This is a genomic window from Streptomyces sp. NPDC003300 (assembly GCF_040610915.1).
Classification (GTDB): domain Bacteria; phylum Actinomycetota; class Actinomycetes; order Streptomycetales; family Streptomycetaceae; genus Actinacidiphila.
In genome coordinates this window covers 109,225-135,420 of record NZ_JBEXNE010000002.1, presented here as the reverse complement: position 1 = coordinate 135,420, position 26,196 = coordinate 109,225, and the positions used below count along the sequence as shown (strand labels likewise).

At 71.1% G+C, this 26,196-nt stretch carries 25 protein-coding genes; 15 read left to right on the top strand and 10 right to left on the bottom strand.

Translation table 11 applies throughout. From position 1 onward, the window contains the following. Positions 1-83: 83 nt before the first annotated feature. The 5 genes from pgl to tkt are packed head-to-tail and all read right to left on the bottom strand — an operon-like array spanning position 84 to position 6,689. Positions 84-863: a 6-phosphogluconolactonase gene (gene pgl / locus ABZX65_RS03140; protein WP_355333878.1), complete on the bottom strand. Its 780-nt coding sequence runs from the start codon at positions 861-863 to the stop codon at positions 84-86. Beyond that, positions 860-1,897, bottom strand: a complete 1,038-nt coding sequence (gene opcA, locus ABZX65_RS03135; protein WP_355333876.1) for a glucose-6-phosphate dehydrogenase assembly protein OpcA — start codon at positions 1,895-1,897, stop codon at positions 860-862. Before opcA ends, pgl begins: the two co-directional genes overlap by 4 nt. Next, positions 1,894-3,423, bottom strand: coding sequence for a glucose-6-phosphate dehydrogenase (gene zwf, locus ABZX65_RS03130; RefSeq protein WP_355334683.1), 1,530 nt, complete (start codon positions 3,421-3,423; stop codon positions 1,894-1,896). The genes opcA and zwf overlap by 4 nt, the downstream gene beginning before the upstream one ends. A gap of 10 nt (positions 3,424-3,433) precedes the next feature. Then, a complete protein-coding gene (gene tal, locus ABZX65_RS03125) occupies positions 3,434-4,552 on the bottom strand; it encodes a transaldolase (protein WP_355333874.1) in 1,119 nt (372 codons plus the stop codon). A gap of 34 nt (positions 4,553-4,586) precedes the next feature. Continuing rightward, the gene (gene tkt / locus ABZX65_RS03120; RefSeq protein WP_355333871.1) at positions 4,587-6,689 is read right to left on the bottom strand and encodes a transketolase; all 2,103 of its coding nucleotides are present in this window, start codon (positions 6,687-6,689) and stop codon (positions 4,587-4,589) included. A gap of 312 nt (positions 6,690-7,001) precedes the next feature. On the opposite strand from tkt, the gene ABZX65_RS03115 reads away from it, so the two are divergent. The 3 genes from ABZX65_RS03115 (at position 7,002) to ABZX65_RS03105 (ending at position 9,554) form a co-directional block, all read left to right on the top strand. After that, positions 7,002-7,949: a heme o synthase gene (locus ABZX65_RS03115; RefSeq protein ID WP_355334680.1), complete on the top strand. Its 948-nt coding sequence runs from the start codon at positions 7,002-7,004 to the stop codon at positions 7,947-7,949. A gap of 52 nt (positions 7,950-8,001) precedes the next feature. Next, the gene (locus ABZX65_RS03110; protein WP_355333869.1) at positions 8,002-8,340 is read left to right on the top strand and encodes a hypothetical protein; all 339 of its coding nucleotides are present in this window, start codon (positions 8,002-8,004) and stop codon (positions 8,338-8,340) included. 86 nt (positions 8,341-8,426) lie between these two features. After that, positions 8,427-9,554: an amidohydrolase gene (locus tag ABZX65_RS03105; protein WP_355333867.1), complete on the top strand. Its 1,128-nt coding sequence runs from the start codon at positions 8,427-8,429 to the stop codon at positions 9,552-9,554. Here ABZX65_RS03105 and ABZX65_RS03100 read toward each other — a convergent pair. Then, on the bottom strand, positions 9,531-10,526 hold the full coding sequence (locus ABZX65_RS03100) for a COX15/CtaA family protein (protein WP_355333865.1): 996 nt from the start codon (positions 10,524-10,526) through the stop codon (positions 9,531-9,533). The two genes, ABZX65_RS03105 and ABZX65_RS03100, sit on opposite strands and share 24 nt — an antisense overlap. A 145-nt stretch (positions 10,527-10,671) precedes the next feature. On the opposite strand from ABZX65_RS03100, the gene ABZX65_RS03095 reads away from it, so the two are divergent. Further along, positions 10,672-11,982 carry a glycosyl hydrolase family 28-related protein gene (locus ABZX65_RS03095; protein WP_355333863.1) on the top strand — a complete coding sequence of 437 codons (1,311 nt, stop codon included), beginning with the start codon at positions 10,672-10,674 and terminating at the stop codon, positions 11,980-11,982. 6 nt (positions 11,983-11,988) lie between these two features. On the opposite strand, the gene ABZX65_RS03090 is transcribed toward ABZX65_RS03095, so the two are convergent. Together ABZX65_RS03090 and ABZX65_RS03085 are read right to left on the bottom strand one after the other, a co-directional pair. After that, positions 11,989-12,780 carry an ABC transporter permease gene (locus tag ABZX65_RS03090; protein ID WP_355333860.1) on the bottom strand — a complete coding sequence of 264 codons (792 nt, stop codon included), beginning with the start codon at positions 12,778-12,780 and terminating at the stop codon, positions 11,989-11,991. 66 nt (positions 12,781-12,846) lie between these two features. After that, complete coding sequence (locus ABZX65_RS03085; protein ID WP_355333858.1) at positions 12,847-13,773, bottom strand: ABC transporter ATP-binding protein; 927 nt, start codon at positions 13,771-13,773, stop codon at positions 12,847-12,849. Positions 13,774-13,951: 178 nt separating this feature from the next. Between ABZX65_RS03085 and ABZX65_RS03080 the strand changes: the two genes are divergently transcribed. The 10 genes from ABZX65_RS03080 (at position 13,952) to dapD (ending at position 23,707) form a co-directional block, all read left to right on the top strand. Further along, positions 13,952-14,776: a metalloregulator ArsR/SmtB family transcription factor gene (locus tag ABZX65_RS03080; RefSeq protein ID WP_355333855.1), complete on the top strand. Its 825-nt coding sequence runs from the start codon at positions 13,952-13,954 to the stop codon at positions 14,774-14,776. Then, positions 14,773-16,194 (top strand): Fe-S cluster assembly protein SufB, encoded by a 1,422-nt coding sequence (sufB, locus tag ABZX65_RS03075; protein WP_355333852.1) that lies wholly within the window; start codon positions 14,773-14,775, stop codon positions 16,192-16,194. Before ABZX65_RS03080 ends, sufB begins: the two co-directional genes overlap by 4 nt. A 72-nt stretch (positions 16,195-16,266) precedes the next feature. Continuing rightward, positions 16,267-17,433 (top strand): Fe-S cluster assembly protein SufD, encoded by a 1,167-nt coding sequence (gene sufD, locus ABZX65_RS03070; RefSeq protein WP_355333849.1) that lies wholly within the window; start codon positions 16,267-16,269, stop codon positions 17,431-17,433. Then, positions 17,433-17,771, top strand: a complete 339-nt coding sequence (locus ABZX65_RS03065) for a non-heme iron oxygenase ferredoxin subunit (protein ID WP_355333847.1) — start codon at positions 17,433-17,435, stop codon at positions 17,769-17,771. Before sufD ends, ABZX65_RS03065 begins: the two co-directional genes overlap by 1 nt. A gap of 7 nt (positions 17,772-17,778) precedes the next feature. Beyond that, positions 17,779-18,573, top strand: a complete 795-nt coding sequence (gene sufC, locus ABZX65_RS03060) for a Fe-S cluster assembly ATPase SufC (protein WP_355333844.1) — start codon at positions 17,779-17,781, stop codon at positions 18,571-18,573. Between the two features lie 26 nt (positions 18,574-18,599). After that, positions 18,600-19,847, top strand: coding sequence for a cysteine desulfurase (locus ABZX65_RS03055; RefSeq protein WP_355334677.1), 1,248 nt, complete (start codon positions 18,600-18,602; stop codon positions 19,845-19,847). 10 nt (positions 19,848-19,857) lie between these two features. Then, positions 19,858-20,340 carry a Fe-S cluster assembly sulfur transfer protein SufU gene (sufU, locus tag ABZX65_RS03050; RefSeq protein WP_188284431.1) on the top strand — a complete coding sequence of 161 codons (483 nt, stop codon included), beginning with the start codon at positions 19,858-19,860 and terminating at the stop codon, positions 20,338-20,340. Beyond that, the gene (locus ABZX65_RS03045; RefSeq protein ID WP_188284432.1) at positions 20,337-20,678 is read left to right on the top strand and encodes a metal-sulfur cluster assembly factor; all 342 of its coding nucleotides are present in this window, start codon (positions 20,337-20,339) and stop codon (positions 20,676-20,678) included. The genes sufU and ABZX65_RS03045 overlap by 4 nt, the downstream gene beginning before the upstream one ends. Before the next feature lie 163 nt (positions 20,679-20,841). Then, a complete protein-coding gene (locus ABZX65_RS03040; protein ID WP_355333841.1) occupies positions 20,842-22,620 on the top strand; it encodes a DUF2264 domain-containing protein in 1,779 nt (592 codons plus the stop codon). Between the two features lie 106 nt (positions 22,621-22,726). After that, complete coding sequence (dapD, locus tag ABZX65_RS03035) at positions 22,727-23,707, top strand: 2,3,4,5-tetrahydropyridine-2,6-dicarboxylate N-succinyltransferase (protein WP_355333839.1); 981 nt, start codon at positions 22,727-22,729, stop codon at positions 23,705-23,707. 22 nt (positions 23,708-23,729) lie between these two features. On the opposite strand, the gene ABZX65_RS03030 is transcribed toward dapD, so the two are convergent. Both ABZX65_RS03030 and ABZX65_RS03025 read right to left on the bottom strand, forming a co-directional pair. After that, a complete protein-coding gene (locus tag ABZX65_RS03030; RefSeq protein WP_355333836.1) occupies positions 23,730-24,695 on the bottom strand; it encodes an NAD-dependent epimerase/dehydratase family protein in 966 nt (321 codons plus the stop codon). 71 nt (positions 24,696-24,766) lie between these two features. Further along, a complete protein-coding gene (locus ABZX65_RS03025) occupies positions 24,767-25,381 on the bottom strand; it encodes a pyridoxamine 5'-phosphate oxidase family protein (RefSeq protein ID WP_355333834.1) in 615 nt (204 codons plus the stop codon). Between the two features lie 207 nt (positions 25,382-25,588). Here ABZX65_RS03025 and ABZX65_RS03020 point away from each other — a divergent pair, with 207 nt between their 5' ends. Then, positions 25,589-26,053: a DoxX family protein gene (locus tag ABZX65_RS03020; RefSeq protein ID WP_355333831.1), complete on the top strand. Its 465-nt coding sequence runs from the start codon at positions 25,589-25,591 to the stop codon at positions 26,051-26,053. Positions 26,054-26,196: the final 143 nt, after the last annotated feature.

Sequence of the window (26,196 nt, the reverse complement as noted above, 5' to 3'; positions counted from 1 at the left end):
GCACCACGCACCGCGGCGGTTCACCGGAGATCCGGTGAACCGCCGCGGTGGCGAGCGACCAGGCCGAGGGCCGCTCGGACGGCCTACGACGAGGCCGGCGGATACAGCTGCGGCGGGAGCTTGGCCGCCGCGGTCCGGTCCAGCAGCCACAGGGTCCTGGACCGCCCGTAGGCGCCCGAGGCGGGCGCCTGCAACTCACCCGGGGACGACAGCGCCAGGGCCACCGCCGAAGCCTTGTCCTCGCCCGCCGCCAGCAGCCACACCTCGCGGGCTGCGCGGATCGCGGGCAGCGTCAGCGAGATCCTGGTCGGCGGCGGCTTCGGAGCGCCGTGCACACCGACGACCGTCCGCTCGCTCTCCCGCACCGCGGGGTGCTCGGGGAAGAGCGACGCCACATGCGTGTCGGGCCCCACCCCCAGCATCAGCACGTCGAAGGCCGGCACCCGCAGCCGGTCCTCGGGACCCGCCGCCGCGGCCAGCTCCGCCGCGTACGCCTCGGCCGCCTCGTCGGCGTCGGCGTACGGCCCGTCCGAGGCGGGCATGGCGTGCACCCGCGACGGATCGACCGGGACCGCGTCCAGCAGCTCCGCGCGGGCCTGCGTGACATTGCGCTCCGGGTCGCCGTCCGGCTCGAACCGCTCGTCGCCCCACCACAGGTCCAGGTGCGCCCAGTCCACCGCGTCACGCGCGGGGGACGCGGCGAGGGCGGCGAGCAGCGCGTTGCCGTTGCGCCCGCCCGTGAGCACCACCGAAGCGGTGCCACGGGCGGCCTGGGCGTCCACGACCTTGGTGATCAGCCGGGCCGCCGCGGCCTGCGCCATCAGCTCCTTGTCCCGGTGGACGACCACCTGTGGCGTGCTCACTTCGCGCTCTCCGCCTTCTTGGCCACGGCGGCCCGCTTGGCGGCGCTGGGCGTCTTGTCCTTCGCCGTGACGGTGCCGTCCGGGCTCACCGTCTCCGCGCCGCCGGGGTTGTTGACCAGGTGCTTGACCCCGAACTGCACGGTGGAGCGGTATATGTCGTCCGGGTCCAGACGGCGCAGCTCCTCCGCGATCAGCTCGGAGGTCTCACGCCGCTTGAGCGCCACATGCCGGTCCGGCTGACCCGGCATCGCCAGCTCCGCCAGCGCGCCGTCCGCCCGGTCGAGGCAGATGTCGCCGTCGGCCGTCGCCAGCCGCACCGCGGTGATGCCGGGGCCGTCGGAGACCCTGCGCTCCACCGGCACACCCAGCCGGTCCGCGAGCCACAGCGCGAGCAGTTCCGTACTCGGGTTGTACGCCTCGCCGTCGACGATCGCGTCGGTGATCTTCGAGTGCTTCTGGTCCAGGGCCGCCGCGAGCATCGAACGCCACGGGGTGATCCGGGTCCAGGCCAGGTCGGTGTCGCCGGGCGAGTAACTGGCCGCGCGGACGCCGAGCGACGCCACCGGGTCCTCGGCCGCCGCGGCGTCCGTGATCCGGCGCTGCGCGAGGCGACCCAGCGGGTCCTCCGCCGCGTTGTCCGGCGCGTTGTCCGGCCACCAGACGACCACGGGGGCGTCGGGCAGCAGCAGCGGCAGCACCACCGACTCGGCGTGGTTGGCCAGCTCGCCGTGCAGCCGCAGCATCACGGTCTCGCCGGTGCCCGCCTCCGAGCCGACCAGCACCTCCGCGTCGAGCCGGGCGCTCGCCCGGTCCCGCGGCGAACGGCCCGGCCGCTTGACGACGACCAGGATCCGCGACGGGTGCTCCTTGGACGCCTCGGTGGCGGCCTTGAGCGAGTCGTAGGCACTGCCCTCGTCGGTGACGATGACCAGGGTCAGCACCATCCCGACCGCGGGAGTGCCGATCGCCCGCCGGGCCTGGATCAGACCCGAGTTGATTTTCGCGGACGTGGTGTCCGTCAGATCGATCTTCATGGCCGACGCCAGCTCCTGCCGTCTCGTGCGAGCATCTCGTCCGCCTCGACCGGTCCCCAGGTGCCGGACGCGTACTGGGCGGGCTTGCCGTGCTTGTCCCAGTACTCCTCGATCGGGTCGAGGATCGTCCAGGAGATCTCGACCTCCTGGTGGCGCGGGAAGAGGTTGGCGTCACCGAGCAGCACATCGAGGATGAGCCGCTCGTACGCCTCCGGGCTGGACTCGGTGAAGGACTCGCCGTACGCGAAGTCCATCGTCACGTCCCTGACCTCGGTCGAGGTGCCGGGCACCTTCGAACCGAACCGCACCGTCACGCCCTCGTCCGGCTGCACCCGGATGACCAGGGCGTTCTGCCCCAGCTCCTCGGTGGCCCCGGACTCGAACGGCAGATACGGCGCCCGCTTGAAGACCACCGCGATCTCGGTGACGCGGCGGCCCAGCCGCTTGCCGGTCCGCAGGTAGAACGGCACACCCGCCCAGCGCCGGTTGTTGATCTCCAGCTTCACGGCCGCGTAGGTGTCGGTCTTGGACTTGGGGTCGATGCCGTCCTCCTCCAGGTACCCGAGCACCTCCTCGCCGCCCTGCCAGGCGTGCGCGTACTGGCCGCGCACGGTGTTCTTGCCGAGGTCGTCGGGGAGGACGACCGCGCTGAGCACCTTCAGCTTCTCCGCGGTGAGCGCCTTCGGGTGGAAGGAGCCGGGCTCCTCCATCGCGGTCAGCGCCAGCAGTTGCAGCAGGTGGTTCTGGATCACGTCGCGCGCGGCGCCGATGCCGTCGTAGTACCCGGCCCGGCCGCCGATGCCGATGTCCTCGGCCATGGTGATCTGGACGTGGTCGACGTACGACCGGTTCCAGATCGGCTCGTACATCGTGTTGGCGAAGCGCAGCGCCAGGATGTTCTGGACGGTCTCCTTGCCCAGATAGTGGTCGATCCTGAAGACCTCGTTGGGCGGGAAGACCTCGTGCACCACCTGGTTGAGGTCCATCGCGCTCGCCAGGTCGTGGCCGAACGGCTTCTCGATGACCGCGCGCCGCCAGGAGTCCCCGGTGCCGTCCGACAGCCCGTGCTTCTTGAGCTGCTGCACCACGTTGGGGAAGAACTTCGGCGGTACGGACAGGTAGAAGGCGAAGTTGCCGCCCGTGCCCCGCGCCTTGTCCAGCTCCTCGATGGTCGCCTTCAGCGTCTCGAAGGCGGTGTCGTCGTCGAAGTCGCCCTGCACGAAGCGGCAGCCCTCGGCGAGCTGCTGCCACACCTCCTCACGGAAGGGCGTGCGCGCGTGCTCCTTGACCGCGTCGTGGACCTCCTGGGCGAAGTCCTCGTTCTCCCACTGGCGGCGGGCGAAGCCGACCAGCGCGAAGCCCGGCGGCAGCAGACCGCGGTTGGCCAGGTCGTACACGGCCGGCATCAGCTTCTTGCGCGACAGGTCGCCCGTCACGCCGAAGATGACCAGGCCGGACGGGCCCGCGATCCGCGGCAGCCGCCGGTCCAGCGGATCCCGCAGCGGGTTGCCTTCCGAAGATGTCAGCGTGGACAACTCAGGCCTCCGAAGGAGCGAGCCGATCGAGTTCCGCCTGGGTGGAGGCCAGCAGTTCGTTCCAGGCCGTCGCGAACTTCTCGACGCCCTCGTCCTCCAGGAGCTGCACGACGTCGTCGTAGGAGATGCCGAGCGCCGCCACGGCGGCCAGCTCGGCCTTCGCCTGCGCGTACGTGCCGGTCACGGTGTCGCCGGTGATCTCGCCGTGGTCGGCGGTGGCGTCCAGCGTGGCCTCCGGCATGGTGTTCACCGTGTTCGGCGCGACCAGCTCGGTGACGTACAGCGTGTCGGAGTAGGCCGGGTCCTTGACGCCGGTCGAGGCCCACAGCGGGCGCTGCCTGTTGGCGCCGGACTTCTCCAGGGCCAGCCAGCGGTCGGAGGAGAAGACCTCCTCGTACGCCTCGTAGGCCAGCCGCGCGTTGGCGACGGCCGCCTTGCCCTTGAGCGCCTTCGCCTCGTCGGTGCCCAGCTTCTCCAGCCGCTTGTCGATCTCGGTGTCCACGCGGGACACGAAGAACGAGGCGACCGAGTGGATCAGCGACAGGTCGAGCCCGGCGGACTTGGCCTTCTCCAGACCGGAGAGGTACGCGTCCATCACACCGCGGTAGCGCTCCAGCGAGAAGATCAGCGTGACGTTGACGCTGATGCCCTTGCCGATCACCTCGGTGATCGCGGGCAGCCCCGCGGGCGTCGCCGGGATCTTGATCAGCGTGTTCGGCCGGTCGACCAGCCACGCGAGCTGCTTGGCCTCCGCGACGGTGGCCTTCGTGTTGTTCGCCAGCCGCGGGTCGACCTCGATCGAGACCCGGCCGTCCTGGCCGTCGGTCCGGTCGAAGACCGGCCGCAGGATGTCGGCCGCGTCCCGTACGTCCGCGGTGGTGATCATGCGGATCGCCTCGTCGACCGTCAGCCGGCGGGCGGCGAGGTCGGCGAGCTGCTGGTCGTAGCCGTCGCCCTGGGAGATCGCCTTCTGGAAGATCGACGGGTTGGTGGTGACACCCACCACATGCTGCTCGTCGATGAGTTCGGCCAGATTGCCGGACGTGATGCGCTTGCGCGACAGGTCGTCCAGCCAGATCGCGACGCCTTCGTCGGAGAGGCGCTTGAGTGCGTCTGTCATGGGATTTGCATCTCCTACTTGTCGTTTACCTGCGTCAGCGATCAACGGCGTCGAGTGATTCCCGGGCCGCGGCGGCCACCGCGTCTGCGGTGAACCCGAACTCACGGAAGAGCACCTTGCCGTCGGCCGAGGCACCGAAGTGCTCAAGGCTGACGATGCGTCCCGCGTCACCCACGAAGCGGTGCCAGGTCAGACCGATACCGGCCTCGACCGCCACCCGCGCCTTCACGTCCTTGGGCAGCACGCTGTCGCGGTACTCCTGGTCCTGCTCGTCGAACCACTCCACGCACGGCATCGACACCACGCGGGTCGGCACCCCGGCCGCCTGGAGCTGCTCACGCGCGCCCACCGCGAGCTGCACCTCGGAACCGGTGCCGATGATGACGACCTGCGGCGCGGTCGCCGCGCCGTCGGCGTCCGTCGCGTCGAACATCACATAACCGCCGCGCGCCGCGTCCTCGTTGCGCTCGTACGTGGGCACGCCCTGCCGGGTCAGCGCCAGGCCGTGCGGCGCGCCCTTGCCGAACACCTTCGTCCAGCGCTTGAGCACCTCGCGCCACACGACGGCCGTCTCGTTGGCGTCGGCGGGCCGCACCACGTTGAGACCGGGGATCGCGCGCAGCGACGCCAGGTGCTCCACCGGCTGGTGCGTCGGACCGTCCTCGCCGACACCGACCGAGTCGTGCGTCCACACGTACGTCACCGGCAGGTGCATCAGCGCGGACAGCCGGACCGCGTTGCGCATGTAGTCCGAGAAGACCAGGAAGGTGCCGCCGTAGACCCGGGTGTTGCCGTGCAGCGTGATGCCGTTCATCTCGGCGGCCATCGAGTGCTCACGGATACCGAAGTGCACGGTACGGCCGTACGGGTCGGCGCCCGGCAGCGGGTTGCCCGTCGGCAGGAACGACGAATTCTTGTCGATCGTCGTGTTGTTCGACCCGGCGAGGTCGGCGGAGCCGCCCCACAGCTCGGGGATGACCGGGCCCAGCGCCTCCAGGACCTTGCCGGACGCGGCGCGGGTGGCGAGCGAGGAGCCGGTCTCGAAGGCGGGGATGTGCTGCTCCCAGCCCTCGGGCAGCTCGGCGGCCTCGATCCGGTCGTACGTCGCCGCGTGCTCGGGGTTGGCGGTCCGCCAGGCGGCGAAGGACTTCTCCCACTCCGCCTTGGCCTCGCGGCCGCGGTCGCCGACCGCACGCGTGTGCGTGATGACGTCCTCGGCCACGTCGAAGTGCTTGTCCGGGTCGAAGCCCAGGATCTCCTTGGTGGCGCGCACCTCGTCCTCGCCGAGCGCCGAACCGTGCGCGGCGCCGGTGTTCTGCTTGTTCGGCGCGGGCCAGCCGATGATCGAGCGGACCGCGATGAACGACGGGCGCTCGGTCTCGGCCTTCGCGGCGAGCATCGCGGCGTGCAGGGCGTGCACGTCGAGGTCGCCGTTCTCCAGCGGAGTGACGCGCTGGACGTGCCAGCCGTACGCCTCGTACCGCTTGACGGTGTCCTCGGAGACGGCGGTCTCGGTGTCGCCCTCGATGGAGATGTGATTGTCGTCCCAGAGCAGGACGAGATTGCCGAGCTTCTGGTGACCGGCCATCGAGGACGCCTCGGCGGAGATGCCCTCCTGGAGGCAGCCGTCACCGGCGACGGCCCAGATGGTGTGGTCGAACGGCGAGGTGCCGGCCGCCGCGTCCGGGTCGAACAGGCCGCGCTCGTAACGGGACGCCATCGCCATGCCGACCGCGTTCGCGACGCCCTGGCCGAGCGGCCCGGTCGTCGTCTCGACGCCCCTGGTGTGGCCGTACTCCGGGTGGCCGGGGGTCTGCGAACCCCAGGTCCGCAGCGCCTCCAGATCGGCCAGCTCCAGGCCGTAACCGGCGAAGTAGAGCTGCGTGTAGAGGGTCATGCTGGAGTGCCCCGCGGAGAGCACGAAGCGGTCCCGGCCGACCCAGTCGGCGTCCGCCGGGTCGTGCCGCATGACCTTCTGGAACAGCAGATAGGCCGCCGGGGCCAGGCTCATCGCCGTGCCGGGATGGCCGTTGCCGACCTTCTGCACGGAATCCATGGCCAGGACGCGGGCGGTGTCAACGGCCCGCCGGTCCAGATCGGTCCACTCGAGGTCTGTGGTGGTCGGCTGCTTGCTCACCCTGGGTCAGGGCTCCTCTCCACATGCTTGTCCACATGTTGAAAACGCCGGTGACGTGGTGCCTACCCGGCGTTGTCGAGCCTACCGCCGTACAGGCGCTCACCTTTTCGATCCTGCCCCGGTACGCCGGTCTTCGCCTCCTGAACGCGGTGAACGCCTGGTGAACCGGGTCGAGCGACACTCTCCACCCCCCAAAAGCGGACGGAGTATTCCCTGCGTCTAGAGTGGCGTGGTACGCGCAAGTCTCACCGGGTCCCGCGCCTCCGCAGGTGACCGGACTTGCTGGACTTCATCTCTTCTCTTGGGGTGTTCGTGACGGCCGTCGAATCCCGACCCGCTGGGGTCATCGGGACGGGCTCCTCCGGTCACCGCCCGTTCGGAGCCCGTGTGATGGGCTTCGTGGCGCTGACCAAGCCGCGGATCATCGAACTACTGCTCATCACGACGGTTCCGGTGATGTTCCTCGCCGCCGGCGGGGTGCCCGATCTGTGGCTCGTGATCGCCACGGTGGTCGGCGGCTATCTGTCGGCCGGCGGTGCGAACGCGCTGAACATGTACATCGACCGCGACATCGACGCGCTGATGCACCGTACGGAGCAGCGTCCGCTGGTGACCGGTCTGGTGTCGCCGCGCGAAGGACTCGTCTTCGGCATCACGCTCTCCGTCGTCTCGACGGTCTGGTTCTGGACGCTGGTCAATCCGCTGTCCGCCGGGCTGTCGCTGACGGCCATCCTCTATTACGTCTTCGTCTACACCCTCGGTCTCAAACGGCGTACCGCGCAGAACATCGTCTGGGGCGGGGTCGCGGGCTGTCTCCAGGTCTTCATCGGCTGGTCCGCCGTGCGCGACGAGCTGGCCTGGGCGCCCTTCGTCCTCTTCCTCGTCCTCTTCTTCTGGACGCCGCCGCACTACTGGCCGCTGTCGATGAAGGTCAAGGACGACTACGAGCGGGTCGGCGTCCCGATGCTGCCGGTCGTCGCGGGCAACCAGGTCGTGGCCCGGCAGATCGTCCTCTACAGCTGGGTGATGGTGATCACCTCCCTGGCACTGTGGTGGCCGCTGGGCGAGACCTCCTGGTTCTACCCGGTGGTCGCGGCCGTACTCGGCGCGTTCTGGCTCAAGGAGGCGCACGGCCTGCACGCCCGCGCCAAGGCGGGCGTCACCGGCGCGAAGCTCAAGGAGATGCGGCTCTTCCACTGGTCCATCACCTACGCGACCCTGCTGTTCGTCGCGGTGGCGGTCGACCCCTTCCTGCACTGAGCCGCCTCCGGCGGGGTGCCCTCGGCGGTTACCGGGAAGTAGCATCAGCGGTATGGCTGATGACACGGTTCAGGAGAACCCGCGCGAGGCGCGACGCACCGCCCGGCTCGTCCGGCAGATCGACGCCTTCGGCAAGAAGCACGGCGGCGCCGCCGAGGCGAACATCGCGTACATCGGTGAGCGCGGCGCGCGCATCGTGCTCGTCGCGCCGGACGGCGCCTGGGGCGACCTCGTCGCACCGACGTACGCCATGGCGCGGGCGGCCGTCGCCGACGCGGGCGTCACCGTCCACGAGGACTTCGACGGGGAGTTCGCGGGCCGGGTCCGCACCGGCCCGTACGAGTGGACCCGGATGGCCGGGATGCAGATCGGCGGCCCGGCCAACACCTGACCGCCGCCGCGCCCACACCTGACGGCGCCCTCGTCCGTTAAGCCAGGAGGCCGGGAGACCGGGAACGACGGCGAGGGAGCGGGCGGATGACCGGGGACCTGACACACCTCGTGGACGCGTACTGCCACGGGGTGCTCCCCGGCGACCTCGGCCTCGGCGCGTTCGAGGCGCGGCTGCCCGGCGTCGCCGCGCCGCACACCACCCTCTTCGACAGCCCCACCGGCTTCGCGGTGCGCCGCTGGTGCGCGCCGCTGCTCGGCCTCGAACCGCACTGCTCCCCGGCCCGCTACCTGGCCCGCCGCCGCGAGCTGGGCGCGTACGAGGCGACCCGGCTGCTGCTGCGCGCCACCGGCATCGAGGCGTATCTCGTCGACACCGGGGAGCCCGGCGACCTCACATCGCCCAAGGAGCTGGGCGCGGCGGGCGGCGCGGCGGCCCACGAGATCGTCCGCCTCGAACCGCTGGCCCAGCAGGTCGCCGACACCTCGGGCACGGTCGACGGCTTCCTGGCCAACCTCGCCGAGGCCGTGCACACCGCCGCGCTCGACACGGTCGGCTTCTCCTGCGCCGACCGCCCGCACGGCGGACCCTTCCGCGCGGGCGCCGACCACGCGCTGGGCACCGGACCGCCGGACACCGCGCACGTGCGGTACGCCGCCGCCGACTGGCTCGCCCGGCGGCCGGGCGGCGAGCGCCCCGCCGACCCCGTACTCCTGCGCCATCTGCTGTGGAACGCGGTGGCGACCGGCGTGCCGCTGACGCTGCGGCACGGCGCGGGCGGGGCGGGACCCTCGGCGGCCGGGGGATTCCTGCGGGCCACCGCGGGCCTGGGCACCGAGGTGGTGCTGCTGCCGGGGCCCGGACACGAGGGCGCGGCGGCCGACCTGGCGGCCGTACTCCCGCATGTGCATGTGGCGCTCGGCGCCGGACCGGCGGCGGTGCTCGACCGGGTGCCCTTCGCGAAGGTGCTGTACGCCAGCGGCGCCGTGGCGCTGCCCGAGCTGTACGTGACCGGGGTGCGGACCTTCGGCGCGGCGCTCGGCCGGTTCGTCGGCGAGCGGGTGGCCGGCGGCGACTGGTCGGCCGCGGACGGCCGCAGGGTCAGCGCGCTGGTCGGCGGCGGGAACGCCCGCCGGGTCTTCCGCCCCGACCCGGCCGCCGACGCGGACCGGTGGACGGGTCCTGAGGGGTCAGACGCCGACGCTCAGCGTTGACCCGGCCTGCGCGGGCCCCGGCACGGTGGCGTCGGGCACGTCGACGGCCCGCTCGCGCATCGACAGCAGCACCCGCAGCACCGCGATCCACACGATGGCCGCGCCGAACATGTGCAGGCCGACGACGGCCTCCGGCAGATCGGTGAAGTACTGGACGTAGCCGATCACGCCCTGGGACATCAGCACCAGGAAGAGGTCGCGGGCGCTGTTGCGCGGCCCGACCGGCGCGTCCACCGCGCGCAGCACGAACCACAGCGCGACGGTCAGCGCGACCACCACCCACGCGAGATCCGCGTGCAGTTGCGCCACCGACTTCCAGTCCACCGGGACGCGGTGCACATCGCTGGAGTCGCCCGCGTGCGGCCCCGCGCCGGTCACGACGGTGCCCACCGCGACCAGCAGCCCGGTCGCACAGGTCAGAATCCAGCCGAGCTGCTGCACCGGCTTGCCGACCAGCGGACTCGGCGCGCTGTCGCCCTCCGCGGTCCGCCGCCACATCACCACGGCGATGGTGATCAGCACGAACGCCAGCAGGAAGTGCACGCACACGGTGTACGGGTTGAGCCCGGTGAGCACGGTGAAGGCGCCCAGCACCGCGTTCGCCACGACCATCCAGAACTGCGCCCAGCCGAGCCGGGTCAGACTGCGCCGGTACGGCTTCTGCGACCGCACCGCGATGATGGCCCAGCCGACGGCGGCGCAGAGAACGTACGTCAGCATGCGGTTGGTGAACTCAATCGCCCCGTGTACGCCCATCGCCGAGGTGGGCACCCAACTGTCGCCCACGCAGCGGGGCGCGGTGGGGCAGCCGAGGCCGGAACCGGTCAGCCGTACCGCACCGCCGGTGACCACGATGACGACCGACATGACCAGCGCGGACAGGGTCGCCCTGCGGACCGTGGCGGGGGACGGGGTCCACCGCTCTGCGATGGCGGCGAGGGGGTTTCGCACGAGTTCGAGAAGCTTCGGCACGCGCCCATGGTAGGCGGCACGCTTGTGCACGCTTTCACGAGGGGTGTGTACGCGCCGGATCCGATCGCCCCGAAACCACCCGAACCCGGTGGTACGGCCCTACCATCGGGGCTCACGCACGGGGACCGACGACGGGAGGCGCCGTATGACCGGCGAACACCGTGAGACCGTCAACCGCAGGCACCTGCTCTACGGAGGCGCGGCAGCCGCCCTCGCGGGGACGGGCCTCGCCGCCTACGCGGGCGGCGCCTGGGACTCCTCGGCGGCCGACACCGCGGACCCCGCGCACCCGGGGCCCGCGAACCACCCCGGATACGTCGACGTCGTGGCCGACTTCGGCGCCAAGGGCGACGGCCACACCGACGACAGCGCCGCCTTCGCCGCCGCGTACGCCTACGCCGAGTCGCGCGCGGACGGCGGCACCGGCCGTACCGTCATCGACGTGCCGCCCGGTGTGTTCCGGATCACCAAGCCGTACGCCTTCATCGACGCCAACAAGCCCACCCGGCAGGTCAACGGGCTGCGGTTCCGGGGCGCGGGGCTGCGGATCAGCGACATCGTCTTCGACCCGCCGAACGCGTCCGACGCCTATCTGTGCCGCAACATCGACACCTGGCAGAACATCTCCTTCGAGGGTCTGCGCTTCACCTCCGCCACGCCCGGCGCGTCCTTCTTCTACTCGTACTCGACCGGCGGCGCCGCGAACTACCGCTTCTCGGACTGCGAGTGGATGGGGGAGTGGGAGTACGGGCTCGCGCTCGACGGCAGCAACACCAACTCCGAGATGCGCTGGGAGGCGTGCCGGGTCGGCGGCGCCTACCGCAAGGCGTTCCTCTACTCGGGGCTGTCGCTGAACTCCAAGAACCTGGAGCAGCAGGACCAGTTCCTCAACTACTGGTTCACCGACATGAACGTCACCTACGAGTGGGGCAACTTCCTGGAGTTCCCCTACGGCGGGTCCGTCACCTGCCGCGCGGGCAGCTACATCATCACCGGGCGCCGCCCCACCCCGCACCCCGACTACGGCTTCGAGAGCGCCTTCTTCCGCTTCCCGCGCGCCTCGCACTTCGACGGCGCCCAGCGCTTCCACGCCGAGGACATCCGCTTCGAACTGCGCGACCCCTCGGTCGTCGTCATCGACTGCGCGTGGAACCGCGGCACCGTCCACTTCAACGACTGCGACGACACCGCGCACGCCTTCAAGGACTTCTCCGACGACCTGCGCGCCCACCGCTACACGATCGGCGCCAACGGCCCGCTGGTCCGCTACGACTCCTGCCAGCTCGTCGGCGCGCACCAGTTCCGTACGGCGGCGAACGCCAATCCGCCGGTGTGCGTGCGCTACGACATGTGCCGCTTCGGCTCGCACCCGCCGGCCGCGTTCCTGGCGCTGGACGAGGGGCAGGGCCGGGACTTCGTACGGTTCACCGACTGCATCCCGGCCGCGGGCGGGTGAGGGCGGCTACTCCCAGCGGAAGAAGCGGGCCGCCAGAGCCAGCCCGACGACCGCCCAGACGGCGAGGATGCCCAGGTCGCCCCAGGGCATCGAGGCGCCGTGCTGGAGCACGTCCCGCAGCCCGTCGGACAGCGCCGAGATCGGCAGCAGCCTCAGGACCGACTGGACGCCGCCGGAGAACTTGCTCAGCGGCACGATCACGCCGCCCGCGACCAGCAGCAGGATGAAGACCAGATTCGCCGCGGCCAGTGTCGCCTCGGCCTTCAGCGTGCCCGCCATCAGCAGCCCGAGCCCGGAGAAGGCGGCGGTGCCAAGCAGGAGCAGCAGCACGACGGCGAAGGGGTTGCCGTGCGGCGACCAGCCCAGCGCGAAGGCGATCACCACCAGCAGCGCGATCTGCAACGCCTCGGTGACCAGCACCGAGCAGGTCTTCGCCGTCATCAGCGCCCAGCGCGGCAGCGGCGAGGCGCCGAGGCGCTTGAGCACGCCGTAACGCCGCTCGAAGCCGGTGGCGATGGCCTGGCCGGTGAACGCGGTGGACAGCACCGCGAGCGCGAGGATGCCGGGGGCCAGGAAGTCCACCGACTTGCCCGCCCCGGTGTCCACGATGTCGACGGCGCTGAACAGCACCAGCAGCAGCGCCGGGATGATCACGGTGAGCAGCAGCTGCTCGCCGTTGCGCAGCAGCATCCTGGTCTCCAGCGCCGCCTGGGCCCGGATCATCCGGGGGAGCGGCGCGGCTCCGGGGGCGGGGGCGAAGACGCCGGTCCCGGTCGGGGCGCTCACTTCGGCGCTCATCCGCGCAGCTCCTTCATGCCCGCCAGGTTCCTCATCCGCGCAGCTCCTTCATGCCCGCCAGGTTCCTCATCCGCGCAGCTCCTTGCCGGTCAGCTCCAAGAAGACGTCCTCCAGGGTGCGGCGCTCGACCGAGAGGCGGTCGGGGAGGACGCCGTGCTGGGCGCACCAGGAGGTGACGGTGGCCAGCAGTTGGGGGTCGACCTTGCCCTCGATGCGGTAGTTGCCCGGGGTCAGTTCCGCCGCGGCGGTGTCGGCGGGCAGCGCGTTGAGCAGCGAGACCAGGTCGAGCCCCGGGCGTCCCGAGAAGCGCAGCGTGTTCTCCGCGCCGCCGCGGCACAGCTCGTCCGGGGTGCCGCGGGCGATGGCCCGGCCGCCGTCGATGATCACCACCTGGTCGGCCAACTGCTCGGCCTCGTCCATGAAATGGGTGGTGAGCACGATCGTGACGCCGTCCGCGCGCAGCTCCCGTACGAGATCCCAGGTCGCGTGCCTGGCCTGCGGGTCGAGACCGGCGGTGGGCTCGTCGAGGAAGACCAGTTCGGGGCGGCCGACGACGGCCATGGCGAGCGCGAGGCGCTGCTGCTGGCCGCCGGACAGCCGGCGGTAGGTGGTGCGACCGCAGGACTCCAGACCGAGCCGTTCGATCAGCAGCGCCGGGTCGACGGGGTCGGCGTGCAGGGTCGCGGTGTGCCGCAGCATCTCCTCGGCGCGCGCGCCGGGGTACACACCGCCGGACTGGAGCATCACGCCGATCCGGGGCCGCAGTTGCGCGCCGCGCGCGGCCGGGTCGAGACCGAGGACCCGTACGGTGCCGCCGTCCGGCCGCCGGTAGCCCTCGCAGACCTCGACGGTGGTGGTCTTGCCCGCGCCGTTGGGGCCGAGCACCGCTGTGACGCCGCCGCGGGCCACGGTCAGGTCGAGGCCGTCCACCGCGGTCCTTGTCCCGTACCGTTTGACCAGACCGGTCACCTCGACCGCGGGCTCGTTTCGCATGCTGTGAGTCTAGGGACGGCGCAGGACCGGCCGTGCCCGGGTCCCGCGAAGCGCTCCCCGCTCCGCTCCGGGTCGGCCTCGTACCGCCCATGGTTAGGTAACCCTAAGTGACGCAGCCCACCGTGATCGCGACCGGCGCGGCTTGCCTGCTCCTGAGGAATTACGCAACAATGGTGTTGTGGAATACGGGACCAGTGCTGCCCGGAGGGCGGCGGAGGAGCAGACGACCGGGGAGCGGCGCACCCGCAACCGGGTCGCCCGGTCCATCCTGGACCACGGACCTTCCACCGCGGCCGACCTGGCGGAACGGCTCGGCCTCACGCAGGCCGCCGTCCGCCGCCATCTGGACGCACTGCACGCGGACAATGTCGTGGAGCCGCGTGACCAGCGGGTCTACGGCCACCGTGGCCGCGGCAGGCCCGCCAAGGTCTTCGCGCTCACCGACTGTGGTCGTGACGCGTTCGACCAGGCGTACGACCAGCTCGCCGCCGACGCCCTGCACTGGATCGCCAGGTCCGCGGGCGGCGGCGAGAGCGGCGAGGCCGCGGTGTCGGCCTTCGCCCGCGCCCGGGTGGCCGACCAGGCCGAGCGGTACCGCCCCATCGTCGAGGCGGCGGCGCCCGAGGACCGCGCGCGCGCGCTGGCCCAGGCGCTGTCCGCGGACGGGTACGCTGCTACGGCTCGAAGCGCCCCCGGCCCCGCCGGGGAGCAGCTTTGCCAGCACCACTGCCCGGTGGCCCACACCGCCGAGCAGTTCCCGCAGCTCTGCGAGGCGGAGGCCGAGGTCTTCTCCCGCCTGCTCGGGACGCATGTCCAGCGGCTGGCCACCATCGCCCACGGCGACGGGGTGTGCACCACGTTCATCCCGCAGGTCAACCACGCGAGCACCATCCCGTCGGGAGCCCCACCTGACACACCACCGGGGACCCCGTCGGACCCACCCCAGAACTCACCCGAAGATCCCACAGCATCTGCCAGCACGTCCGGGAGGAACCCCGCATGACTGCTCCCACGGAGACCACTCACCCGGAGCTCGAGGGCATCGGTACGTACGAGTACGGCTGGGCCGACTCGGACGTGGCCGGCGCCGCGGCCAAGCGCGGCCTGTCCGAGGCCGTCGTCCGTGACATCTCGCAGAAGAAGTCCGAGCCCGAGTGGATGCTGAAGATGCGGCTGAAGGGCCTCAAGCTCTTCGGCAAGAAGCCCATGCCCACCTGGGGCTCGGATCTGTCGGGCATCGACTTCGACAACATCAAGTACTTCGTGCGGTCCACGGAGAAGCAGGCGGAGTCCTGGGAGGACCTGCCCGAGGACATCAAGAACACCTACGACAAGCTCGGCATCCCCGAGGCCGAGAAGCAGCGGCTGGTCGCCGGTGTCGCCGCGCAGTACGAGTCCGAGGTCGTCTACCACCAGATCCGTGAGGACCTGGAGGAGCAGGGCGTCATCTTCCTCGACACCGACACCGCGCTCAAGCAGCACCCGGAGCTGTTCCAGGAGTACTACGGCACGGTCATCCCGGCGGGCGACAACAAGTTCGCCTCGCTGAACACCGCGGTGTGGTCCGGCGGCTCCTTCATCTACGTGCCGAAGGGCGTGCACGTCGACATCCCGCTCCAGGCCTACTTCCGGATCAACACCGAGAACATGGGCCAGTTCGAGCGGACGCTGATCATCGTCGACGAGGACGCGTACGTCCACTACGTCGAGGGCTGCACCGCGCCGATCTACAAGTCGGACTCGCTGCACTCCGCGGTCGTCGAGATCATCGTGAAGAAGGGTGGCCGCTGCCGTTACACGACCATCCAGAACTGGTCGAACAACGTGTACAACCTGGTCACCAAGCGCGCGGTCGCCTACGAGGGCGCCACGATGGAGTGGGTCGACGGCAACATCGGCTCCAAGGTGACCATGAAGTACCCGGCCGTCTACCTGATGGGCGAGCACGCCAAGGGCGAGACGCTGTCCATCGCCTTCGCGGGCGAGGGCCAGCACCAGGACGCGGGCGCGAAGATGGTGCACATGGCGCCGAACACGTCGTCCAACATCGTCTCCAAGTCGGTGGCCCGCGGCGGCGGCCGGACGTCCTACCGCGGTCTGATCGAGATCGGCGAGGGCTCGTCGGGCGCCAAGTCCAACGTGCTGTGCGACGCGCTGCTGATCGACACCATCTCGCGCTCGGACACGTACCCCTACGTCGACGTCCGCGAGGACGACGTGTCGATGGGTCACGAGGCGACCGTCTCCAAGGTCTCCGACGACCAGCTCTTCTACCTGATGAGCCGCGGCATGACCGAGTTCGAGGCCATGGCGATGATCGTGCGCGGCTTCGTCGAGCCGATCGCCAAGGAACTCCCCATGGAGTACGCCCTGGAGCTGAACCGGCTGATCGAGCTCCAGATGGAAGGCTCGGTCGGCTGACCGCGACGGCTTCCTCGTCCACCATCCCCCCGGCCGGACACAATAAGGCAGAAAGCGAGCACCAGCACAGCCATGGCTGACAACACCCCTGCGGGCAGCACCACGGACGGTGCCATCACGGTGGGCCATCCCGCCGACGCCCGGGTCAGCGCGGCCCCGTCGTACGACGTGGCCGACTTCCCGGTGCCGCACGGCCGCGAGGAGGAGTGGCGCTTCACTCCGCTGGAGCGGCTGCGCGGCCTGCACGACGGCACCGCCGAGGCCACCGGCGCCCTCCGGGTCGAGGTGACCGCGCCCGAGGGCGTCACCGTGGAGACCGTGGACCGCACCGACGCCCGCGTCGGCAAGGCGGGCAAGCCCGCCGACCGCGTCACCGCCCAGGCGTTCAGCGCCTTCGAGAAGGCCTCGGTCGTCTCGATCCCCAAGGACACCGTCCTCACCGAGCCGGTCCGGATCGCCGTCCACGGCGAGGGCGGCACGGTCTACGGCCACCAGGTGATCGAGGTCGGCGCCTTCGCCGAGGCCGTGGTCGTCATCGACCACACCGGTGACGGCACCTTCGCCGCCAACGTGGAGGTCCTGGTCGGCGACGGCGCCAAGGTCACCGTCGTCTCGATCCAGGACTGGGACGACACCGCCGTGCACGTCGCCCAGCACACCGCGCTGGTCGGCCGCGACGCCACCTTCAAGTCGGTGGTCGTCACCTTCGGCGGCGACCTGGTCCGGCTGCACCCGCGGGTGATCTACGGCGCCCCCGGCGGCGAGGCCGAGCTGTTCGGCCTGTACTTCACCGACGAGGGCCAGCACCAGGAGCACCGGCTCTTCATCGACCACGACACCCCGCACTGCCGCAGCAACGTCACGTACAAGGGCGCGCTCCAGGGGCAGGACGCGCACGCGGTGTGGATCGGCGACGTGCTCATCAGGGCGGAGGCCGAGGGCACCGACACCTACGAGCTCAACCGCAACCTGGTGCTCACCGACGGCGCGCGGGTCGACTCGGTCCCCAACCTGGAGATCGAGACCGGCGAGATCGTCGGCGCCGGCCACGCCTCGGCGACCGGCCGCTTCGACGACGAGCAGCTCTTCTACCTCCAGTCCCGCGGCATCCGCTCCGACGAGGCCCGCCGCCTGGTCGTCCGCGGCTTCTTCGGCGAACTGGTCCAGCAGATCGGACTCGCCGACCTCGAAGAGCGGCTGATGACCAAGATCGACGCCGAGCTGGAGGCGTCCGTCTGATGAGCGTCGACAACGGCACGGTCGGATTCGTCCGCGCCTGCGCCGCCAGCGACCTGGAGGAGGACACCCCCCGCCGGGTCGAGCTGGACGGCGTCCCGGTGTCCGTGGTCCGCACCGCGGGCGAGGTGTTCGCCATCAACGACATCTGCTCGCACGCGAACGTCTCGCTCTCCGAGGGCGAGGTCGAGGACTGCCAGATCGAGTGCTGGCTGCACGGTTCCAGTTTCGACCTGCGCACCGGCAAGCCGTCCGGGCTGCCGGCCACGCGGCCGGTCCCCGTATACCCCGTAAAGATCGTTGGGGACGACGTGCTCGTCTCCGTCACCCAGGAGTCCTGAGGCACCCATGGCAACGCTTGAAATCACCGACCTGCACGTCACCGTCGAAGCCGAGAACGGCCCCCGCGAGATCCTGCGCGGCGTCGACCTGACCGTGAAGCAGGGTGAGACCCACGCCATCATGGGCCCCAACGGCTCCGGCAAGTCCACCCTGGCGTACTCGCTCGCGGGCCACCCCAAGTACACGATCACCGGCGGCACCGTCACCCTCGACGGTGAGGACGTGCTGGCGATGACCGTGGACGAGCGGGCCCGCGCCGGTCTCTTCCTCGCCATGCAGTACCCGGTCGAGGTCCCCGGCGTCTCCGTCTCCAACTTCCTGCGCACCTCGGCCACCGCGATCCGCGGCGAGGCGCCCAAGCTGCGCACCTGGGTGAAGGAGGTCCGCGAGACGATGGAACGCCTTCAGATGGACCCCGCCTTCGCCGAGCGCAATGTCAACGAGGGCTTCTCCGGCGGCGAGAAGAAGCGCCACGAGATCCTTCAGCTCGAACTGCTCAAGCCGAAGATCGCGATCCTCGACGAGACCGACTCCGGCCTCGACGTCGACGCGCTGCGGGTCGTCTCCGAGGGCGTCAACCGGGTCCGCGAGAGCGGCGAGGTCGGCACCCTGCTGATCACCCACTACACGCGCATCCTGCGCTACATCAAGCCCGACTTCGTGCATGTCTTCGCGCAGGGCCGGATCGCCGAGTCCGGCGGCGCCGAGCTGGCGGACAAGCTGGAGGAAGAGGGCTACGAGTCCTACGTGAAGGGCGGCCCCGTGAGCAGCGGAGCGAACTCCGAGGGGGACGCCGCGTGACAGTCCCCTCGTCCGTCGGCCGGGTGCTGCCGGGCCTCCTGGACACCGAAGCGATCCGCAAGGACTTCCCCGTCCTGGACCGCCTGGTCCACGACGGCAAGAAGCTCGTGTACCTGGACAACGCGGCGACCTCGCAGAAGCCGCGCCAGGTGCTCGACGCGCTGAACGAGTACTACGAGCGGCACAACGCCAATGTGCACCGCGGCGTCCACGTGCTCGCCGAGGAGGCCACCGCGCTGTACGAGGGCGCGCGCGACAAGATCGCCGCCTTCATCAACGCGCCCAGCCGTGACGAGGTGATCTTCACCAAGAACGCCTCCGAGTCGCTGAACCTCGTGGCCAACATGCTCGGCTGGGCCGACGAGCCGTACCGCGTCGACAGCGACACCGAGATCGTCATCACGGAGATGGAGCACCACTCAAACATCGTGCCGTGGCAGCTGCTCTCGCAGCGCACCGGCGCGAAGCTGAAGTGGTTCGGGCTGACCGACGACGGCAGGCTCGACCTGTCGGACATCGAGCAGATCATCACCGAGAAGACGAAGATCGTCTCCTTCGTGCTGGTCTCCAACATCCTGGGCACCGTCAACCCGGTCGAGGCCATCGTGCGCCGGGCCCAGGACGTCGGCGCCCTGGTGCTGATCGACGCCTCGCAGGCCGCGCCGCACATGGTGCTCGACGTGCAGGCGCTCGGCGCGGACTTCGTGGCCTTCACCGGCCACAAGATGCTCGGCCCGACCGGCATCGGCGTCCTGTGGGGCCGCCAGGAGCTGCTCGAGGACCTGCCGCCGTTCCTCGGCGGCGGCGAGATGATCGAGACCGTCTCCATGCACTCCTCGACGTACGCGCCCGCGCCGCACAAGTTCGAGGCCGGTACGCCCCCGATCGCCCAGGCCGTCGGCCTCGGCGCGGCCGTGGACTATCTGACCGCGATCGGCATGGACAAGATCGCCGCGCATGAGCACGCGCTGACCGACTACGCGGTGGGCCGCCTGCTGGAGGTTCCCGACCTGCGGATCATCGGCCCCACCACGGCCGAGGACCGCGGCGCCGCGATCTCCTTCACGCTCGGCGACATCCACCCGCACGACGTCGGCCAGGTGCTCGACGAACAGGGCATCGCCGTACGCGTCGGCCACCACTGCGCGCGGCCGGTCTGCCTGCGGTACGGAATTCCTGCGACCACGCGGGCGTCGTTCTATCTGTACTCCACCCCGGCCGAGGTCGACACCCTGGTCGAGGGGCTGGAGCAGGTACGGAACTTCTTCGGGTGATGGTGGTGTTGTGAAGCTCGACTCGATGTACCAGGAAGTGATCCTGGACCACTACAAGCACCCCCACGGGCGCGGCCTGCGGGACGGCCAGGCGGAGGTGCACCACGTCAATCCCACCTGCGGGGACGAGATCACCCTGCGGGTGCGGATGGACGGCGCCGTCATCGGCGACATCTCGTACGAGGGCCAGGGCTGCTCGATCAGCCAGGCCAGCGCGTCGGTGCTGAACGAGTTGCTGGTCGGCAAGGACGTGGCCCAGGCGCGGAAGATCCAGGAGACCTTCCTGGAGCTGATGCAGTCCAAGGGCCAGGTCGAGCCGGACGACGCGATGGAGGAAGTGCTGGAGGACGCGGTCGCGTTCGCCGGTGTCTCGAAGTACCCGGCGCGTGTGAAGTGCGCGCTGCTGAGCTGGATGGCGTGGAAGGACGCGACGGCGCAAGCGCTGGCCGACGGTCCCGAAGCCTCGGAAGCTTCCGAAGGGAAGACCTCATGAGCCCCGTACCGAACGGCCTGAGCACCACTCCGGCCTCAGAAGAAGAGATCCGCGAGGCCCTCTACGACGTCGTCGACCCCGAACTCGGCATCGACGTCGTCAACCTCGGCCTCATCTACGGCATCCACGTCGACGACTCCAACGTCGCCACCCTCGACATGACCCTCACCTCCGCGGCCTGCCCCCTCACCGACGTCATCGAGGAACAGGCCGTCTCCGCCACCGAGGGCATCGTCAACGACCTCAAGATCAACTGGGTCTGGATGCCCCCGTGGGGCCCCGACAAGATCACCGACGACGGCCGCGACCAGCTCCGCGCCCTGGGCTTCAACGTCTGATCTTTCTCCGGGCTCTCCGCCTCGGCATCGCAGGGCTCCGCGCCACGGCATCGGGCGGCCACCGCGTCTCACGCGGTGGCCGCCCGATGCCGTGTCCGGGCCGTTGACGGTCTCTTGGGGGTGTTGCGAAAATTATCGCAACTTCGTGAGGGAGGCGGTTGGGATGGCGAGCGGCAGTGGCGCGCGTGGGGAGATGCAGGCGTATGTGCGGGAGTTGGTCGATCCGCTGGTGCGGTACGCGAGCGAGGGGGGCGCTCGGATACGGCTGGGGGTGAACACGGCGCACCATGACGACACCGCGGCCGACCTGGAGGGATACGCGCGGCCGTTGTGGGGGCTGGCGCCGTTGGCGGCGGGGGGCGGGGAATTCGCGCACTGGGACCTGTGGGCGCGGGGGCTGGCGGCGGGGACGGACCCGGGGCATCCCGAGTACTGGGGGACGGCCACCGGCATCGACCAGCGGACCGTCGAGACGGCGGCCGTCGGATTCGCGCTGGCGCTGGCGCCGGAGAAGCTGTGGGACCCGCTCAGCGGCAAGGAACGGGACCGGGCGGGTGCCTGGCTGGCGAGCTTCCTGGGGGCCGACACGCCCGAGAACAACTGGAACTTCTTCCCGGTGCTGGTCAGCCTCGGTCTGGACCGGGTGGGGTACGCGCACGACCGGGACGCGCGGCACGCCCGGCTGGACCGGCTGGAGACGTACGCGCGCCAGGACGGCTGGTACGCCGACGGGAACACCGCGCAGCGCGACTACTACATCCCGTGGGCCATGCACTTCTACGGCCTGATCTACGCGGCGCTCGCGGGCGACGGCGACCCGGCGCGGGCGGCGCGCTTCCGGCAGCGGGCGGCCGACTTCGCGCCGGGCTTCCGGCACTGGTTCGCGGCGGACGGCGCCGCCGTGCCGTTCGGCCGCAGTCTCACGTACCGGTTCGCGCAGGGCTCGTTCTGGGGGGCGCTGCCGTACGCGGGGGTGGACGCCGTGCCGCCGGGGGAGGCCAAGGGGCTGCTGTCGCGGCACTTGCGCTGGTGGCGGGAGCGGTCGGCGCTGACGTCGCCGGACGGGGTGCTGACCATCGGGTACGGCTATCCGCAGCCGGCGGTCGCGGAGCAGTACAACGGGCCGGGCTCGCCGTACTGGGCGATGAAGGCGTTCCTGCCGCTGGCCCTGCCCGCGGACCACGCCTTCTGGACGGCGGACGAGGAGCCCGCCGCCGAGCTGCCGGAGACCTTGGCGCAGCCGGACGCCGGGGCGGTGCTGATGCGTTCGGGTGGGGACGCGACGCTGCTCAGCGGGTCGCAGCACAATCTCTGGGCGCGGGGCGGCGCCGCGAAGTACGCCAAATTCGCGTACTCCTCCCGCTTCGGCTTCAGCGCGCCGGTCGACGGTCTCGGCCCGGAGCCGGGGGCGTACGACTCGGTGCTCGCGGTCAGCGACGAGGCCGACATTGAGGAGGGGACGGCGCCGCGGCACTTCCGGGTGCGCGAGGAGCAGCACGATCCGGCGGTCGAGGACGGCGACACCGTACGCAGCACCTGGCGGCCGTGGCCCGACGTGGAGATCACCACCTGGCTCACCGCCGCCGCGCCCTGGCACCTGCGCACCCACCGCGTCCGTACGGGCCGCGCGCTGTACACGGCGGAGGGCGGCTTCGCGGTCGACCGGGACGCGGGGCTGACCCGGCGCGAGGAGAGCGAGGGCAGCGCGGTGACGGTCACCGGGGCCGGGGACCTCAGCGGGCTGCGCGATCTGGACGGCGGCCGTAGCGGCCGGGTGCTCGACCCGCTGCCGGGCACCAATGTGCTGGCGCGGCGCACGTCACTGCCCGTGCTGGTGGGTCAACTCCCGCCCGGCGAGCACTGGTTGCGCTGCGCGGTGCTCGGCGCCGGGGCCGCGGGGGCGGCGGCGTGGGAGGAGGCACCGCCGAGGGCGCGGCACTGAGGCCGCCGCGGACGCCGCGGGCGCGCCCGTAGCGGATCGGGAGCCGTACCGGGGCGGGGGGCGGGGCGGGTGGCTGGGCGGGGGGAGGACGGGTTAGCGTCTGGGTATGAATGAGCATCGTGCCCCCGGCGCCCTCGGCGTCGGCCTTGCCACCGTCGCCGACGACGGCACCGTCCTGGACACCTGGTACCCCGCACCGGAACTCGCCGCGGAGGCGGGCCCCGCGGGCACCGAGCGGCTGAGCGCCGAGCGCGCGGCGGAGCTGCTGGGAGCGGCGGCGCCCAAGGCGCTCGGGAAGGACCCGAGGCGCGGGGTGGAGGTCGTGGCGGTGCGGACCGTCATCGCCTCGACGGACGACAAGCCGCTGGACGCGCACGACGCGTATCTGCGGCTGCACCTGCTGAGCCACCGCCTGGTCCGCCCCAACGAGCCCAACCTGGAAGGGCTGTTCGGCCTGCTGGCGAACGTCGCGTGGACGTCGATCGGCCCGGTGCCGGTGGCGGCGGTCGAAGGGGCGCGGCTGGCGGCCCGCGCGGAGGGCCTGCACCTGGCGGTGTACGGCGTGGACAAATTCCCGCGGATGACGGACTACGTCGCCCCGTCCGGCGTGCGGATCGCCGACGCCGACCGCGTACGCCTCGGCGCGCACCTGGCGTCCGGCACGACCGTCATGCACGAGGGCTTCTGCAACTTCAACGCGGGCACGCTGGGCGCCTCCATGGTCGAGGGCCGCATCTCGCAGGGCGTCGTCATCGGCGACGGCTCGGACATCGGCGGCGGCGCGTCCATCATGGGCACCCTGTCCGGCGGCGGCACCCAGGTCGTCTCGGTGGGCGAACGCTGCCTGCTCGGCGCCGAGTCGGGCCTGGGCATCGCCCTCGGTGACGACTGCGTCGTGGAGGCGGGCCTGTACGTCACCGCGGGCACCCGCGTCACGCTCCCGGACGGCAAGATCGTCAAGGCGCTGGAGCTTTCCGGGGCCAACAACATCCTCTTCCGCCGCAACTCGACCACCGGCAAGGTCGAGGTCCTTCAGCGCACGGGTTCGTGGGGCGGCCTCAACGACGCGCTGCACAGCCACAACTGACGACGCGTCACGCGTGACCGGTTCACGCCGTACGAGCCGCCGCCGCGAGCACCGCACGCTCCTCCTCGGGGGACCAGCCGGCCTCCAGCGGCGGCTCGCCGCGTTCCCGGTCCCAGGCCAGGACGTCGGCGGCGGTGACCGCCAGCGGGGTCGCGGGCATCCCGGCGGCCCGGGCGCGCGCGGCGCTGCGCTGCTGTGTGGCGGTGTCCTCCCGGACCAGCGGGAACATCGGCGGTACGACGTCCGGCGTGACCCGTACGATCTTCACCTCGGTGCCCGCGGCCCGCGCGCACGTCTCGATCAACTCGCCGAGGGTGACCGGCTGTTCGGGGCCCACGGCGTGGAAGGCGCCGGGCCGGTCGTCCTCCAGCAGCCGGATCACCAGCCGGGCCAGGTCGCGGGAGTCGATGATCTGCACCGGCTGGGCGGGGTCGGCGGGCAGGGCGACCCGGCCGCCGCGCGCGGCGGCGCGCACCCAGTAGGTGAACATGTCGGAGGGGTCGTGCGGACCGGCGACCTTCCCCGCCCGCACGATCGTGGCGCGCTGCCCGTGGCGCGCGGTCACGTCGTCCTCGCAGGCGACCTTGCACGGCCCGTACGTGGCCTCGCTCAGCACCTCGGTGTCGCGGACCGGCGGGCGGCGCGGGGTGTCCTCGTCGGAGCCGGGCGCCACACCCTCGCGCTGGTACACCGCGTGGCTGGAGATGAACAGATACCGGCCGATCCGGTCGCCCAGCGCGTTCATGGCCTGCGCGACGTGCCGCGGGACGTAGCCGCTGACGTCCACGACGGCGTCCCACCGGGTGTCGCCCGCGAGCGCCGCGTAGTCGCCGGTGTCGCGGTCGCCGGTCAGCCGGGGGAGGCCCGGGAAGAGGCCGGCGCCGGTCCTGCCGCGGCCGAAGAGGGTGACGTCGTGCCCGCGGTGGAGTGCGTCCTCCACGATGGCGCGGCCGACGAAGGCGGTACCGCCCAGAACGAGAATGCGCATAAGGGGCGACCCTACTGTCGGTCCCGGCGGCCGTCACCCGGATATCGCGGTCGTGATCCGCCGGACAGGCCCTAGTGGTAGATCTTCTCCGCGTACGCGGCCCCGTAGTACGTCTCCAGCTCCGCCAGCGAGTCCTCGGTCCGCTCCAGCGTCTTGGAGATCCGCGCCCGCGACGCCAGCGCGTCGGGCTGCCACGTCTCCGGCTTCCACAGCGCGCTGCGCAGGAACGCCTTGGAGCAGTGGAAGAAGACTTCCTCGATGTCGACCAGGACCGCGACCTGCGGGCGGTGGCCCTTGACGACCATGCGGTCGAAGAAGTCGGCGTCGCGCAGGAGCCGCGCCCTGCCGTTGATCCTGAGGGTGTCGCCGCGCCCGGGGACGAAGTAGAGCAGGCCGATGTGCGGGTTGGACAGGATGTTGCGGAAGCCGTCCGCGCGGCGGTTGCCCGGCCGCTCGGGGACCGCGATGGTCCGGTCGTCCAGGACGACGGTGAAACCGGCGGGGTCGCCCTTGGGTGACACGTCGCAGGTGCCGTCGGCCGCCGAGGTGGCCATCAGGCAGAAGGGCGCCGCCTTCAGCCAGGCCACGTCCAGTTCGTGCAGCCGGTCGCGCGCCTTGTCGCGGACGACCGCGGTGGGTTCGCCGAGCAGTTCCCGCAGTTCGGCCTCGTCGGTGATCTCCTGCATGTGCCGTACACCCCCGGTGAGTGAGTACCTTCTGGGAACTCACACTGTACAGGGTGGCTTTTCCGGGCTTTCCTCGCGCCTTTCCCCTGGCCTTCCCCAGTCTTTCCCGCGCCTGCGATGAGTTCCGCGGCGGTCCCCGGTCTACCTCTTCGACAGCGCCACGGCGCATACGACAGCACCGCATCGACCCGACCAGAGGAGCCCCTCGTGTCCGTCGTCTCCACCTCCACCAGCGCCGCCCCGACCGGTACCGCGACAGCCGTCACCGCCCGCCCCGCCCGTAGCCGGGCGCGCACCGCGCTGCTCGCCCTCCAGATCGTGCTGGCCCTCTTCTACGGCGTGGCCAGCGCCGCCCCCAAGCTCCTCGGCATCGACGCCGCGGCCGACTCCTTCGACCGCATCGGCTTCGGCGACTGGTTCATGTACCTCACCGGCGCGCTCGAACTCGCGGGCGCCGTCGCCCTGTTGATCCCGGTGCTCTACCAGGTCGCCGCGGTCGCGATGATCGGCCTGATGATCGGCGCCATCATCACCCAGATCACCGTCTTCGACGGCGACAACGCGGCGACGCCGATCATCCTCATCCTGCCGCTGGCCCTGATCGCCTGGGCCCGCAGGGACAGTACGAAGGCGCTGCTGGCCCTGATCCGCGGCGCGCTCGCCCGGACCTGACCGCGCTCCCGTCGGCCGCGGCCGGCGACCGTACGCAACGCCGCACGGCGGACGGCTCGCGGTGCGATCCTGAGTACGGACGTCGCACGGATGTCGCGCGGATGTCGCGCGGGCGTCGTACGGCCGGCGCGACGACTGGCGCA